We start from the raw sequence: 14,051 nt of genomic DNA, 5'->3' as shown, positions 1-14,051 counted from the left end.
TCGCCTCCAGAACCCGTTCGATCGTGACGAAGCCGGAATATAGCATATCACCCGGGAAACGGCAGCGACCGGCCCGTGCAGGCGTCCCCGTTCAGGCGCCGGGTTGCCAGTAGGCGGGCGATGGCGGCAGGGCATGACGCAAGCGCCCGGCCTGCCAGGTCCATGTGCCCGGCTTGCCCTCGCCCAGATAAAAGACCCGCGCCTGCGCTGTGGCGGCCGCTAACGCCGCTCTTTCCGTGTTGCCCAGACTGGCAGGGGCAAAGATGGCCTGCGCTCGATGCAACGCGGCGCCGTGCTCCGCGACAAGACGACGGATCGTCGCTGCATCGGCGTCACCCAGAATCAGCACATCGGGTCCGGCACCCCAGGTCACTATGCAGGGCTGGACAGGTGCATTCAAGGTCAGGAAATGCATCTCTGCCGGTGCACCGCCGTCGGCCCGACAGAAGGCCGATGTCGGCGGTCCTCCGGGATAATCGCGGGCTCCCGCCGGCCACCACTGACGGACAGCGACAGGTAGCGGCTGGGGTGCGGAAATGTCGCTGCGCAACCATGCATCCACCCGTGTCACGCCCTGCTGGCGCAGCGCCGCCGTAAGCGCGAGGCTGCCGCTGCGGCGACTGGCCGCCTTCCAGAGATTTGCCGAGAAAATACCGCTCTGTGACCCCTTCTGCCAGAACAGCAGCATGCCGGATCCCGCATCCAGCGCACGCAATTCCAGGTCAGCGGTACCCCCGACGGGGATCAGGAGCGGGACCATGCCCAGCAAAGCCAGGGGGCGCCCCGGCCAGCCCGGCGGCAGAAAAAAGATGCCGAGCCCCAGCACCGCCGCCAGCAAGGCCCAGCTGCGACCCGTACCCGTGCTGACCCGCGCAAATGGGATCTGCAGCAGAATACGCAGCAATGCGGTCACTGCGTCCATTTCCAGCGCCACCAGATGAAAGAGCAGGCGGCTGAGCAGTTCCAGATCCAGCAGTGCCAAAAAAGCGCCTAGCAAGGCCAGGGGCACTGCAAGCATCTCGACCAGCGGGATCACCAACACGTTTGCAATCGGGGAAATCAGGGAAACTTGTCCGAAGAGTCCCGCTAGTAAAGGCATCAGGGCAATGGAAACCATCCACTGGCTGCGCAGCAACGTGCGCCAGCCGCCTTCCCCATAACCGATGGCCACCAACACGGCCACGGCGCCCAGAGAAAGCCAGAATCCCACATCCACCAGCGCGCCGGGGTTTCCGAAGGCGATGAGCAGGGCGGCCAGGGACAGCCCTTGCCAAGCATTGTTTGGGCGTCCCAGCAGATGGGCGAGTGCCGCTGCCGTGATCATCCAGGCGGCGCGCTCGCCGGGAATCTGCATGCCGGCAAAACTGGCATAGCCCCAGGCCGCCGGGATGCTGCAGAGGACTCCCGCCGTCTGCGCCGGCCAGCGAGCGACCAGCCAGGGGATACGCCGCCATAGCCACTGACCGAGCCACAGGGCCAGTCCGGCGACCGCGGCCACGTGGGAACCGGAGATCACCAGCAAGTGGGCGGTGCCCGTATCCCGGTAGACCTGCCAGATCTCCGGCGGGAGCTGGTTACCGACACCAATACTCAGCGCCTGCACAAAACCTGCCGCTTCGCGGTTCAGGGCCATATTGCTGGCATGGAGCACCGCCTCACGGGCCACCGCGATGTCGTCCTGGAGATTCACGCGGGAAACCGGCAACAGCCGGGCATCCTGCAGCCGTGCCACCCCGCCCTCCCCGGCCCAAAAACGCTGCCGGGCGAGGTCCGCAAAGGGGCTGCCGGGCAGGCTGGCAAGAGATTCGCTGTGCAAGCGCAACTGCCAGCGTTGCCCGACTACGGGGACTTCCGGAAGATTGCCGTGAACGAGAATGGTGTCAGGCCGGGCGCCCGCACCTGCCCCTGCCGACCAGTGCTCGGGCGCCACCAGAAAGCGATATTCCCGGCCCCCCGATTGGGGTATGGAAACGATGCGCCCCCGGACACTGAAGTCCTGGCCCACCGGCCACTGTACGGCGAGGCGCAGCTCGGCCTGCCAGATGCCCCAGGCAAAGGCCCCCGCGGCGACGGTCAGCAGCAGCGCAGGCCGCCATTTCCAAGCCAGGAGCAGTCCGGGAAGCGCTACGGCAAGCGGAATCCACAAAGCAGGCAGTTGCCGGAAACTGTGAAAAAACCCCAGCCCCAGCCCTATCGCGATGACCAGAAGCGGCAAGGACGGCCAGGATTTGGCCCAGGGCAGCGGCTTGGCTACACTAGCCCCCTTACAAACCAGGAAATATCGCATTGCGCCTACCTGCATTCTGTCGCCTTCCCACCCGCGAGGACATCCTCAGCAAACGACCGCTGGGGCGCTTTACCCATTACCTGGCCCGCCCGGTACTCTGGCATCCCCATCGCCACAACGTCGCCCGTGCCGCCGCGATCGGCACTTTTATCGGCAGCCTGCCCTTTTTTGGCCATGTTCTGAGCATCCTGCTCATCAGTCTCTGGCGTCGCGCCTATATCCCCGTCGGCGTCGTCATGCCTTTCATCGTGACGGGACCCTTTACCATCGTGCCCTTTTTCTTCGCATCCTATGAACTGGGGTTCTGGCTGCTCACCCAGTTGGGGCTGGCCCCGCCCATCACCATTCATTATGCGGATATCCACGCCATGGTCCATGGACAGATCAGCGTAATGGCCATGGGAGACCGCCTCTGGCATGCCTACCTCCTCACCTGGCTGGGCAGCATCATTCTTGGCGGGGCGCTTGCCCTGGCACTGTACTTTGGAGTACTCGGTGGCTGGCGAATCTGGATACTGTGGCGGCTGCGGCGCCGTCGCCTGCAGCGCAGCAGGTTTTAGCGCATAGCGTCCAGGGGCTGCAGGACACCATCCTGCAGCCGGAGTACGTGCTCCATGTGTGCCGCCAGCGCCGGCTCATGGGTGACGATAACCAGTGCGGTACCCAGTTCCTGATTGAGGTCGAGCATCAGTTGGTGGACACTCTCCGCCGACTCGCTGTCGAGATTGCCGGTGGGTTCGTCGGCGAGAAGCAGTGCCGGGCGGGTAACCAGCGCACGCGCCAGCGCCACCCTTTGCCGTTCGCCGCCGGAGAGCATGCCCGGTTTGTGACCCAGACGTTCACCCAGCCCGACGCGGGTCAGGATTTCCTTGCCCCAGGGTTCTACGGAGCGACGCGGCACCCGGCGTATCAGGAGCGGGAGCAGGACATTCTCCAGTGCCGTGAACTCGGGCAGCAAACGATGTAACTGATAGACGAAACCGACACTCTGATTACGCAAACGGCTGCGCGCCGATTCGCTGAGTTTGTAGACCTCCTGACCGAGGATCCGTACCCCACCCCCGGACGGGCGCTCCAGGCCACCCATGAGGTGCATCAGTGTGCTCTTGCCCTGCCCGGAGGCGCCGACAATCGCCAAGCGTTCGCCACGGTGCACCTGCAGATTGATGTCACGGATGACCTCCAGACGCTCGCGGCCAATGGCGAAGCTCTGCCGCAGATGCTCGACGGAAAGAATGATCTGCTCACTCATAACGCAACGCCTCCGCAGGAGCGACGCGAGAGGCGCGCCAGGAGGGATACAACGTCGCTATCCAGCTCATGATGAGCGCGGCAATGGCCACATGGATCACGTCCCAGGGCTCCAGCTTGGAGGGCAGCTGGCTGATGGAATAAACCTCCGGCGAGATAAACTGGACGTGAAACAACTGCTCGATGGCCGGTACCAGGGTCGGAATATTCCACGCCAGCAACACCCCGAAGAAGACACCGAGGAGCGTGCCAAAGAGTCCGATGATCCCGCCCTGAACCATAAAAATCAGCATGATACTGCGTGGCGTCACGCCGATGGTACGGAGAATGGCGATATCCGTTTCCTTATCGGTGACCACCATCACCAGTGTCGCCACGATGTTGAAGGCGGCGACGGCAATGATCAGCGACAGGATCACAAACATCACCAGTTTCTCCATGCTCAGGGCCTTGAAGAAGTTCTCGTGGGTCTGAGTCCAGTCCTGGATATAAAAAGCGGCGCCAAGCTGCTGTTGCAGATGGGCGGCGAAGGCCGGGGCAGCAAAGGGGTCTTTGATCTGCATGCGCAGGCCCGTCACGCCCTGGTTCAACCCGTAGAGCCGCTGCGCATCGCCCAGATTGATATAGGCCATGCCGCTGTCGTAGGCGTAAATGCCGACGGAAAAGAGCCCCACCACCGTGAACTGGCGCAGGGCGGGGGTTACCCCCAGTGGGGTCACGCCCCCCTGCGGCGAAATCAGGGTGATCTTGTCCCCTACGGTCACGCCCAGTTGCCGCGCGAGGGCTCGTCCGAGGACGATACTCCAGGGGTGAGTCTGCAGGGACTGCAACTCACCCATTTTCATGTCCTGGTTGAGCTTGTTGACGCGGTTCTCCAACGCCGGGTCGATGCCTTCGATCACCGCGCCACTGACCAGCCCGTCGTGGGAGAGCATGGCCTGCGCCTGCACATAGGGCGCCACTCCGGTCACATCGGGAACCGTCGAAAGGCGCTTCACCGCCGTCGGCCAGTCCAGTACCGGCACCCCGTTGCCCTGAATGATGACATCGGAGGTCACCGCCAGAATCCGCGAACGCAGGGTATGGTCGAAACCATTCATCACCGCCATGACCGCGATAAGCGCGGCCACCCCGATGACCATGCCCATGATCGCCGTGCCGGTGATGAAGGAAATGAAGTGATTGCGGCGCTTGGCGCGGGTGTAACGCAGCCCGATCCAAAGCTCATAAAACCTCATGACTGTTCCGGCCGCAGATGGGGGAAGAGAATCACCTCGCGAATGCTGGGCTGGTCGGCAAGCAACATGACCAGGCGGTCGATGCCCAGCCCCACCCCTGCGGTCGGCGGCATGCCATATTCCAGGGCGCGGATATAGTCGGCGTCGAAGAACATCGCCTCCTCGTCCCCGGCATCCTTGGCCTCGACCTGCGCCCGGAAGCGGGCGGCCTGGTCTTCGGGGTCGTTCAACTCGGAAAAGCCGTTGGCCAGCTCGCGGCCGGCGATCATCAGCTCGAAACGATCCGTGACCTCGGGGTCGAGATCGTTGCGGCGCGCCAGCGGACTGACTTCCAAGGGATACTCGGTGATGAAGGTGGGCTGCTGGAGCTGGCCTTCCACCGTCTTCTCGAAGATTTCGATGAGACGCTTGCCCCAGCCCCAGGCAGGCTGACAGGGCAGGTGCAACTGCGCGAGTTTGGCAGCCAGCACTGCGGGGTCCCGCAGATCCGCATCCGCCAGATCGGGGTTATGGGCACGCACCGATTCCGTCACCGTCAAGCGGTGGAAGGGTTTGCCGAGGTCGATTTCCAGCCCTTGATAGCTGATCGCCGTAGTGCCCAGGGCCGCTTGTGCCGCGGCGCGGATCAGCGTCTCGGTGAGATCCATGGCGCGCACGTGATCGGCGTAGGCCTCGTACCATTCGAGCATGGTGAACTCGGGGTTATGACGAGTGGAAATACCTTCGTTGCGGAAGTTGCGGTTGATCTCGAAGACCTGCTCAATGCCACCCACCACCAGCCGCTTGAGGTACAGCTCCGGGGCGATACGCAGGTAAAGGGTCATGTCGAGGGCATGGTGGTGGGTAACGAAGGGCCGCGCCGTGGCACCACCGGGGACCGGCTGCATCATGGGCGTCTCCGCTTCATAAAAGCCGCGCTGGCGCAGGCCATCGCGCAGGGCCGCCACCGTTTCCGCACGAATCTGGAAGGTGCGGCGGGTGGCCTCGGTGACGATCAGATCGACATAACGCTGGCGGAAGCGGGTTTCCGGGTCGGCGAGCCCGTGCCATTTTTCCGGCAGCGGACGCAGGGCCTTGCTCAGCAGTTGCAGGCTATGCACCTTCAGGGACAATTCACCGGTCTTGGTGCGGAACAGGATACCATCCACACCGATGATGTCGCCCAAATCCAGGCCCTTGAAGCGCGCGTAGACCTCTTCGCCCAGGTTATCGCGACTGACAAAGAGTTGAATACGCCCGGACTGATCCTGAATGTCGGCGAAACTGGCCTTGCCCATCACCCGGCGGCTCATCAGCCGCCCGCCGAGCCGCGCCTCGATGGGCTCCTGCTCCAGCGCCGTGGCGTCCATATCGCCATAACGCTCCTGCAGGTCGCCCGCCAGGGCATCGCGGCGGAAGCCGTTGGGATAGGCATGGCCTTCGCTGCGCCAGTGTCCCAGCTTGTCGCGCCGCACCTGCATCTGGTCATTGAGTTCCTGATCCACCATCCCGTCCCCTTCCTGCGAAATACCGAGTGACTACCGCTTACAACCCAGCCTTCAACGCCGCTTCAATGAATATATCCAGCGCCCCATCGAGCACCTTCTGGGTATCGCCCACTTCGACCCCGGTGCGCAGGTCTTTGATCCGCGACTGGTCCAGCACATAGGAGCGAATCTGATGCCCCCAGCCGATATCGCTTTTGCTGTCTTCCAGCGCCTGCTTCTCGACGGCACGTTTCTGCATCTCCATCTCATAGAGTTTGGAGCGCAACATGCGCATGGCCTCGGCCCGGTTCTTGTGCTGCGAGCGGTCGGTCTGGCAGGCCACGACAATGCCCGAGGGCACATGGGTGATACGAATGGCCGAGTCGGTCTTGTTGATGTGCTGACCACCCGCTCCGCTGGCCCGGTAGGTGTCCACCTTGAGGTCTGCCGGATTGATATCCACCTCGAAACTATCGTCAATTTCGGGATAAACAAAGACGCTGGCGAAGCTGGTATGACGGCGATTGCCGGAGTCGAAAGGCGATTTGCGCACCAGGCGATGGACGCCGGTTTCGGTACGCAGCCAGCCGAAGGCGTGGTCACCGCGCACATGGATGCTGGCCGACTTGATGCCCGCCACTTCCCCCTCGGAGACCTCCACCAGTTCCGCCGCAAAGCCATGGGACTCGGCCCAGTGCAGATACATGCGCAAAATCATTTCCGCCCAGTCCTGCGCCTCGGTGCCGCCCGCGCCGGCCTGAATATCCACAAAGCAGTTTGCCGCATCCTGCGCGCCGGAGAACATGCGCTGAAATTCCAGCTTCTCGACCATGGCCAGCGCGGTGTCGAGATCCGCATCGACTGCGGCGAGGAGTTCTTCGTCCTGCTCGCTCAGGGCCAATTCCAGCATCTCGCCGCCATCGGCGAGACTCGCGGTGAGCTTGTCCATGGGCGTGATGATGGCTTCCAGAGCAGACCGTTCGCGACCCAGCTCCTGAGCCTTTTCGGCGTTGTTCCAGATGGTCGGGTCTTCCAGCTCCCGTTGAACTTCTTCTAGGCGAGCGCGCTTTTCTTCGAGGTCAAAGATACCCCCTCAGGCCCGCGACGCGGACCTGGAGATCTTCGTGCAGCGCACGCATCTCATTCACTTCTCTCATGATTCTTCCTTTTCCATCCGGCTGCGTCAGGGCCATACCCGCGCACCCGGTTGCCCTGCACGCAAAGGCCGTAATTATGCGCAGTTTCGGCGCTGATCTCCAGCAGTGTTTTTCCGCAGGCGGGATTCCAAATTGGAATTATTGGCTAAACCGGCTGGTCGCCGACCAGCGCCATATGCCGAATCCGCAATTGCAGGGTAGTCGTATCCCGGAATGTATTCACATCCAGTTCGTAAGCCATGAGTACCGTCTGCCCGACTTCGACCGGGCAGACGCCATTTTCCACGGCGCCGAACCAGATGGCGTCGTAGCCCGTCGCATCTATTTTCACGACCAGTTTCAGATGCCTGCCGTCGCCTACCGGGCGGACCTGTTCAATCCGGCCGTGGCTTCTGAAAACGGGGTGCTCCCATTGGCGACCAAAGGGTTCCAGGACCGCCAGTTCTTCCACAACGGCGAAGCTGGGAGCCACCTCCAGAGGACCATCGGTGACAATCTCCGGACCGGCCCTCTGGTCACGCAATGCGCTTGCGGCGATAGAGGCCCACGCTTCCGCAAAGCGCCGCAGACCATCGCGCTTCAAGGTCACCCCGCCGGCGCCGGCATGTCCACCCCAGGCGATGAAATCATCGGGATAACGGCCGGCTATCTCCGCCAGGGCATCCCGCACATGAAAGCCATGCACGGTTCTCAGCGAGGCGGTGATATGTTCGCCCTCGGCCTTGGGCGAGAAATAAGCGACGGGTCTGCCAAAGGACTCCGCCAGTCGCGCCGCACAAATGCCGTGGACACCCGCGTGGCCTTCGGGATCAAAGATCGTAATCGCCGCCGCGCCATCCCGAACCTGCTGTACCGCCTGTTTTGCGCTTCGTTGCAGCATGTTCGACTGGACCGCCTTACGTTCGGTGTTGTGCTCCACAAAATGCAGCGCCAGTCCTTCCGCCACCGGGACGCTATCACTCATGAGCAGATCCACACTGCCCAGCGCCGAATCCAGGCGTCCGCGGGCGTTGATGACGGGCGCAAAACTGAATGCCAGGGTAGCGGCGGTAATGGGGCCTTTGCAATTCGTGGCGACATACAGTGCCTGCCAGGCGGGCCGCGCCGCCGGCGCGTTCATGATCGCCAGTCCGCGGGCGATAATCGCCTTGTTATTGGTGGATCGCGCCAGATTGACGCAGTCGGCCATGGTTCCCAGGGCAACCAGATCCAAAAGAGCGCCGAGTTTTGGCGCACTGACGGGAAGATGGCCGTCCTGAATCAATCGCTGGCGAACCGCGCAGCACAGCAGCCATGCCACCTGCACGCCCGCGATGTAAGGATCGGGAAACGCCGAATCCTCGCGCACCGGGTTTACGCAAGCCACGGCTGCAGGGGGCGGCCCATCCGCGGGCACACCGTGATGATCCGTGACGATGACGGTAAAACCATGATCCCGCAGCCGGGCGATCCGTTCGTGATCCGTGCTCCCCTGATCCGCGGTAATGATCAAAGCGGGGTGGGGGGCCTCCGCGATGATGCGGTCCGTCAGGGTTTCGGTGACGCCGTAACCATCGCGCAGACGATGTCCGATATAGCTGTGAATCCGCGCTTCCGGGACGCCGAAATAATCCCGGAACGCAAACTTCAGCACCGCGTGGGCCGAAGCGCCATCGGCATCGAAGTCGGAAATCAGGAGGATGGGCAACCCTTGTTTTATGGCGGAGACGATACATTCAGAAGCGATGTCGATATCGGGGAGCAGGTCGGGCGGGGTGAGGCCACTCAACTGCAGATTCAGCAAAGCCGGCAGCTTCGCCACATCCGCATCACTCAATCTGCCGGCGATGATCCGGGCCTGGAGCGGGGTGTATCCGAGTTCCAGAGCCGCGCGCAATATCGCCGCTGCCACAGGACGATCGACAACACGAACGGCTTCCGCAGCCATCTACCAGACTCCCGGCAGCGCATGGCCGGGCCGGGCCGGTCTGCGCCAGAAGCGCCAGCGATCCGCACGACGAAGCGTAAGGCGCTCTATACCGCCGCTGGCGAGCACACCCGTCAAGCACTCCAGGCGCCCGTCACTCCGCCACAGGGATCGCAGGGCCGGGACCAGCGCCGCAAAGGATTTCGCCGTATCCGGGTAGAGCCAGGCCCCGGACCAGACCCAGAGCAGATCATCGGGCAGTTCCGTCGCGGCCTGCAACACTTTGGAATAGGATAGCGGCAGGCCGAGCCAGCCGGCCGCAGCCTGCAGATAGTCGGCCTCCGCCGCCACGATCTTCCACTTCGGAATGGGCCGCACAGAAGGCAATCGCCCCTCCCCCCAGGCCCAGAACAGACACCAGGAGTCCTGCCCGCTGGCATCGATATCCTGATTGACGGGATGGGCGGCGAGGAGCATCTGCAACTCATTGAGGAAGGCATTCCAGCGCCGGGCATCGGCACCAGTGACTTGCAAGGCCAGGGGCTCGCGGCCCCAGACTCGTTCGGGATCGGGGCAGTGCAGGTCGGGCGTAGCGGTGGCCAGCGCATACCAGCGCCTGGCACCGCGCCGCAGAGTCCAGGGCGCATCCGCCATATGCGCCACCGCCGCCGCGAAGAGCGCCTCTGCCGAGTCCTCAACCAGACCCGGCAGAGGCTGTAACACCGCCCGCCCCGCCTGACCGCGAAACGTCACCGGCTCCAGGGCGATGACCCAGTGCCCTGCGGTCGCTATACCCTCGGACTCCGCAAGCAATGCCGCGGCGGGCAACAAGCCCCCGAAACCCAGCAAATGCCCCGCCACCTCCAGAGAGGAGCCAGCCGTCAACCGCTCCGCCCGCCCACGCCCCCAGTAACGCGGCAACACCGCGCCCAGGTCATCCTCCGGCACGCCGCGCAATCCCGACAGCCAGAGGCAGAGATCCGCCATCAGCGATCCAGGATGGCGCGCTGCACCGCCTCCAGACTGGCGTCCACGGTGAACACTTCGCCACCCTGAGCGATGGCGGTATCGGGATCTTTCAGGCCATGCCCGGTGAGGGTACAGACTACCGTTGCGCCCGCTTCCATCTTTCCGGCGCGGGCCGCAGCAACCACCCCCGCCACCGAAGTCGCCGAGGCCGGTTCGCAGAAAACGCCCTCATATTGCGCCAGCCAGCGCTGCGCCTCCAGAATCTCGGCATCGCTATGCCCGCCAAACCAACCGCCGCTTTCCGCCTGCACCCGATGCGCCTGATCCCAGGACATGGGGTGGCCGATACGGATGGCCGTGGCGATGGTCTCGGGGTCCTTCACATAGTGGCCGACGATGAAGGGGGCACTGCCTGCTGCCTGAAAACCCAGCATCTTCGGTCGTTTTCCCACCTTACCGTGACCGTAGCTACAGGTGCCATTACAGAACTTGCAGCAGGCGGTCAAAGACTGGGACTTGTCGGTCCGCCCGTCGGTGGCTTCACAATAACCCATCCAGTGGGCGGTGATATTGCCGGCATTACCCACCGGCAGGGCATGATAATCGGGCGCTTCACCCAATGCTTCGATGATCTCGAAGGCCGCCGTCTTCTGACCCTGCAAGCGGTAAGGGTTCACCGAATTCACCAGGGTGATCGGTGCATTGGCCGCCACTTCCTGGACGATCTGCATGCCCACATCGAAGTTGCCACGAATCTGCAACACCATGGCACCATGCATCATCGCCTGAGAGAGCTTGCCGAGGGCAATCTTGCCTTCCGGGATCACTACGAAGGCGCGCATTCCCGCCCGCGCCGCATAGGCCGCCGCTGCCGCCGAAGTGTTGCCGGTGGAGGCGCAGATCACCATTTCGCTGCCGTCTTCCTTGGCCTTGGTCACCGCCATGGCCATACCACGGTCCTTGAAGGAGCCGGTGGGATTCAGGCCCTCGAATTTGAGGAAAAGGCGGATGTCGAGACCAAGCTGGCGGGGCAGATTGATGCATTCGATCAGCGGCGTATTGCCCTCACCCAAGCTCACCGCCGGAGTCTCGGGAGCCAGGGGCAGAAAGGCGCGGTAATGGTCGATAATGCCGGTATAACGGGTCATGAAGTTATCCTGATTTAAGATGAAATGCCAAAATTCGGTGTAGCTGCCGGATCACCCTTCCGCCAAACTCTCGACGCGCAGGCGCAGTATGGGCTGAACGACCACTGGCAGGGCTTCCATGCGGGCGATGGCCTGCTCCAGGTCACCCTCCCGGCAGCGGTGCAGCAGCAGGACGATGGGCACACTGTCTGCCTCCGGCGTCTCTTTCTGCACCAACGCTTCGATGGAAATCTCATATTCCGCCAACATCGTCGCCACCTGTGCCAGCACACCGGCACGGTTATGGGCGTGGATGCGCAGATAGTAAGCGCTCTCCACCTCGGCCATGGGCAGCAGCGGCAAGGCACTCATGGCATCGGGCTGGAAGGCGAGATGGGGCACCCGGTTGCTGGGATCGGCGGTCATGGTCCGCGCCACATCCACCAAATCTGCCACCACGGCGCTGGCTGTTGGATCGCCGCCCGCACCGCGTCCATAATAAAGGCTCTGCCCCGCCGCATCGCTCTCCACCAGAATCGCGTTGAAGGGTCCCTCCACATTGGCCAGCAGATGGCTATGGGGAATCAGGGTCGGATGTACCCGCAACTCGACGCCATCCGCGCGGCGCCGCGCAATACCCAGCAACTTGATGCGATAGCCCAGATCGGCGGCATAGGCCACATCGGTCCGTTCCAGCGCACGGATGCCTTCCACATGACAATGGGCGAAATCCACCGGAATACCGAAAGCAATGGACGCCATCAAGGTAATCTTGTGCGCGGCATCGCCGCCATCCACATCCAGCCCCGGATCGGCCTCGGCATAACCCAGCCGCTGCGCCTCAGCCAGGGCCTGCTGAAAGTCCCAACCTGCGTGGAACATCTGGGAGAGGATGTAGTTGCTGGTGCCGTTGATAATGCCCGCCAGCCACTGAATGCGGTTGCCCGCCAGCCCCTCGCGGATCGCCTTGATGATGGGAATGGCACCCGCCACCGCCGCCTCGAAAGCAACCATCACCCCCTGCGCCTGCGCCGCCGCGAAAATCTCGTTGCCATGCTCGGCCAGCAGGGCCTTGTTGGCGGTCACCACATGTTTACCCGCCGCGATAGCCGCCAGCAGCAGGCTCAGGGCAGGTTCCTGCCCACCCATCACTTCGACGATCACATCCACTTCGGGATCACGTACCACCGCCCAGGGATCGCTGCTGATCCGCGCATCCAGCCCCAATCCTTCCAAACGCGCCGGATTACGCGCCGCCGCATGGACCACCCGTAGCTCCCGCCCGACCCGACGGGTGATTTCTTCGGCATTGCGCTCCAGCACCCGCACCGTTCCCTGGCCGACAGTGCCCATGCCAAGAATACCGATCCGTACCGGGGCCATATCCTCCGCCATTACAGATCCTCACGAAACAGGTGTTTAATGCCGCGGATAGCCTGACGGGTACGGTGCTCATTCTCCACCAGCCCGAACCGCACATATTCGTCGCCCAGGTCACCGAAACCGATCCCCGGACTTACCGCCACCTTGGCGCGGTCCAGTACCAGCTTGGAGAATTCCAGCGAGCCCATCCTGCGCAGCGATTCGGGAATCCGCGCCCAGACGAACATGGTCGCCTTGGGCTTGTCGACTGCCCAGCCCGCGGCGTCCAGCCCCTCGCAGAGCACGTCGCGGCGCTGCTCGTACATCAGGCGGATGTCTTCAACACAGTCCTGCGGCCCTTCCAACGCGGTGATGGCTGCCACCTGAATGGGGGTAAAGGTGCCGTAATCCAGATAACTCTTCATCCGCGCCAGGGCGCCCACCAGCTTCGGGTTTCCCACCGCAAAGCCCACCCGCCAGCCGGGCATGTTGTAGCTCTTGGAAAGGGTGAAGAACTCGACGCCCACGTCCTTGGCCCCTGGCACCTGCAAAAAGCTCGGCGCTTTATAGCCATCAAAGACGATATCCGCATAGGCCAGATCATGCACCACCCAAATACGGTGTTCCTTGGCAAACGCCACGATCCGCGCGAAAAAGTCCAGATCCACGACCGCCGCCGTCGGATTGTGGGGGAAGTTGATCACCAGCATCTTCGGCTTCGGCCACGCCGCCCTGACCGCTTTTTCCAGTTCTTCGAAAAAATCCACCCCCGGTAGCATCGGCACATGGCGCACATCGGCGCCCGCTATCACGAAACCGTAGGGGTGGATGGGATAAGTCGGGCTGGGCACCAGCACCGTATCGCCGGGGCCCACGGTCGCCAGTGCCAGGTGGGCGATGCCCTCCTTGGAACCGATGGTGACGATGGCCTCGGACTCGGGATCGAGCTGCACACCGTAACGGCGCTCATACCAGGTCGTAATGGCGCGGCGCAGGCGGGGAATGCCGCGCGACACGCTGTAGCGATGGGTGTCACCCCGTTGTGCCGTTTCACAGAGCTTATCGACGATGTACTGCGGCGTGGGCTGGTCGGGGTTCCCCATACCAAAGTCGATGATATCCTCGCCCCGCTTGCGGGCCTGATTCTTGAGGTCCGTAACGATGTTAAACACGTAGGGGGGCAGACGACGGATACGTTCAAAGTCACTGTTCATGTGGCGTGGGCCTTCAGGGTTGTAGCGAATGCCGAAACCGATGAACAATAGAGAGGCGGCGCGGGCCTGTCAAT

11 protein-coding genes are annotated in these 14,051 nt (G+C 62.9%); 1 reads left to right on the top strand and 10 read right to left on the bottom strand.

The window, feature by feature from the left end; genetic code table 11:
• Nucleotides 1–91: 91 nt before the first annotated feature.
• Nucleotides 92–2,287: a ComEC/Rec2 family competence protein gene (locus AFERRID_RS08565; protein WP_225981920.1), complete on the bottom strand. Its 2,196-nt coding sequence runs from the start codon at nucleotides 2,285–2,287 to the stop codon at nucleotides 92–94.
• Between AFERRID_RS08565 and AFERRID_RS08560 the strand changes: the two genes are divergently transcribed.
• A complete protein-coding gene (locus tag AFERRID_RS08560) occupies nucleotides 2,287–2,847 on the top strand; it encodes a DUF2062 domain-containing protein (protein WP_113526868.1) in 561 nt (186 codons plus the stop codon). The genes AFERRID_RS08565 and AFERRID_RS08560 overlap by 1 nt on opposite strands.
• Here the strand turns inward: AFERRID_RS08560 and AFERRID_RS08555 are convergent.
• From AFERRID_RS08555 to alaC, 9 genes are all read right to left on the bottom strand, one after another.
• The gene (locus AFERRID_RS08555) at nucleotides 2,844–3,539 is read right to left on the bottom strand and encodes an ABC transporter ATP-binding protein (RefSeq protein WP_126604912.1); all 696 of its coding nucleotides are present in this window, start codon (nucleotides 3,537–3,539) and stop codon (nucleotides 2,844–2,846) included. The genes AFERRID_RS08560 and AFERRID_RS08555 overlap by 4 nt on opposite strands.
• Nucleotides 3,532–4,776, bottom strand: coding sequence for a lipoprotein-releasing ABC transporter permease subunit (locus AFERRID_RS08550; RefSeq protein ID WP_113526870.1), 1,245 nt, complete (start codon nucleotides 4,774–4,776; stop codon nucleotides 3,532–3,534). The genes AFERRID_RS08555 and AFERRID_RS08550 overlap by 8 nt, the downstream gene beginning before the upstream one ends.
• Nucleotides 4,773–6,263, bottom strand: a complete 1,491-nt coding sequence (gene lysS / locus AFERRID_RS08545) for a lysine--tRNA ligase (protein WP_113526871.1) — start codon at nucleotides 6,261–6,263, stop codon at nucleotides 4,773–4,775. Before lysS ends, AFERRID_RS08550 begins: the two co-directional genes overlap by 4 nt.
• A 37-nt stretch (nucleotides 6,264–6,300) precedes the next feature.
• Nucleotides 6,301–7,399 (bottom strand): peptide chain release factor 2 gene (gene prfB / locus AFERRID_RS08540; protein WP_126604910.1). Its coding sequence is split into 2 segments (ribosomal slippage): nucleotides 6,301–7,323 and nucleotides 7,325–7,399, totalling 1,098 coding nucleotides; the frame shifts between segments, so codons are not numbered across the junction.
• A 145-nt stretch (nucleotides 7,400–7,544) separates the two neighbouring features.
• Nucleotides 7,545–9,326, bottom strand: coding sequence for a single-stranded-DNA-specific exonuclease RecJ (locus AFERRID_RS08535; RefSeq protein ID WP_126604908.1), 1,782 nt, complete (start codon nucleotides 9,324–9,326; stop codon nucleotides 7,545–7,547).
• Nucleotides 9,327–10,292, bottom strand: a complete 966-nt coding sequence (locus tag AFERRID_RS08530) for a hypothetical protein (RefSeq protein WP_126604906.1) — start codon at nucleotides 10,290–10,292, stop codon at nucleotides 9,327–9,329.
• Complete coding sequence (gene thrC, locus AFERRID_RS08525; RefSeq protein ID WP_126604904.1) at nucleotides 10,292–11,422, bottom strand: threonine synthase; 1,131 nt, start codon at nucleotides 11,420–11,422, stop codon at nucleotides 10,292–10,294. Before thrC ends, AFERRID_RS08530 begins: the two co-directional genes overlap by 1 nt.
• 51 nt (nucleotides 11,423–11,473) lie before the next feature.
• Nucleotides 11,474–12,796 (bottom strand): homoserine dehydrogenase, encoded by a 1,323-nt coding sequence (locus AFERRID_RS08520; protein WP_126604902.1) that lies wholly within the window; start codon nucleotides 12,794–12,796, stop codon nucleotides 11,474–11,476.
• On the bottom strand, nucleotides 12,796–13,977 hold the full coding sequence (gene alaC / locus AFERRID_RS08515) for an alanine transaminase (RefSeq protein WP_113526878.1): 1,182 nt from the start codon (nucleotides 13,975–13,977) through the stop codon (nucleotides 12,796–12,798). The genes AFERRID_RS08520 and alaC overlap by 1 nt, the downstream gene beginning before the upstream one ends.
• Nucleotides 13,978–14,051 lie beyond the last annotated feature (74 nt).

The organism is Acidithiobacillus ferridurans (assembly GCF_003966655.1).
Lineage (GTDB): Bacteria > Pseudomonadota > Gammaproteobacteria > Acidithiobacillales > Acidithiobacillaceae > Acidithiobacillus > Acidithiobacillus ferridurans.
Note: the sequence above shows the minus strand (reverse complement) of the source record. Positions and strands in the feature narration are given on the sequence as shown.

What these genes read in the sequence shown, in the direction of transcription:
- AFERRID_RS08565 (WP_225981920.1), bottom strand. Translation starts at nt 2,287, where the DNA reads ATGCGATATTTCCTGGTTTGTAAGGGGGCTAGTGTAGCCAAGCCGCTG.
- AFERRID_RS08555 (WP_126604912.1), bottom strand. Translation starts at nt 3,539, where the DNA reads ATGAGTGAGCAGATCATTCTTTCCGTCGAGCATCTGCGGCAGAGCTTC.
- AFERRID_RS08550 (WP_113526870.1), bottom strand. Translation starts at nt 4,776, where the DNA reads ATGAGGTTTTATGAGCTTTGGATCGGGCTGCGTTACACCCGCGCCAAG.
- lysS (WP_113526871.1), bottom strand. Translation starts at nt 6,263, where the DNA reads ATGGTGGATCAGGAACTCAATGACCAGATGCAGGTGCGGCGCGACAAG.
- AFERRID_RS08535 (WP_126604908.1), bottom strand. Translation starts at nt 9,326, where the DNA reads ATGGCTGCGGAAGCCGTTCGTGTTGTCGATCGTCCTGTGGCAGCGGCG.
- AFERRID_RS08530 (WP_126604906.1), bottom strand. Translation starts at nt 10,292, where the DNA reads ATGGCGGATCTCTGCCTCTGGCTGTCGGGATTGCGCGGCGTGCCGGAG.
- thrC (WP_126604904.1), bottom strand. Translation starts at nt 11,422, where the DNA reads ATGACCCGTTATACCGGCATTATCGACCATTACCGCGCCTTTCTGCCC.
- AFERRID_RS08520 (WP_126604902.1), bottom strand. Translation starts at nt 12,796, where the DNA reads ATGGCGGAGGATATGGCCCCGGTACGGATCGGTATTCTTGGCATGGGC.
- alaC (WP_113526878.1), bottom strand. Translation starts at nt 13,977, where the DNA reads ATGAACAGTGACTTTGAACGTATCCGTCGTCTGCCCCCCTACGTGTTT.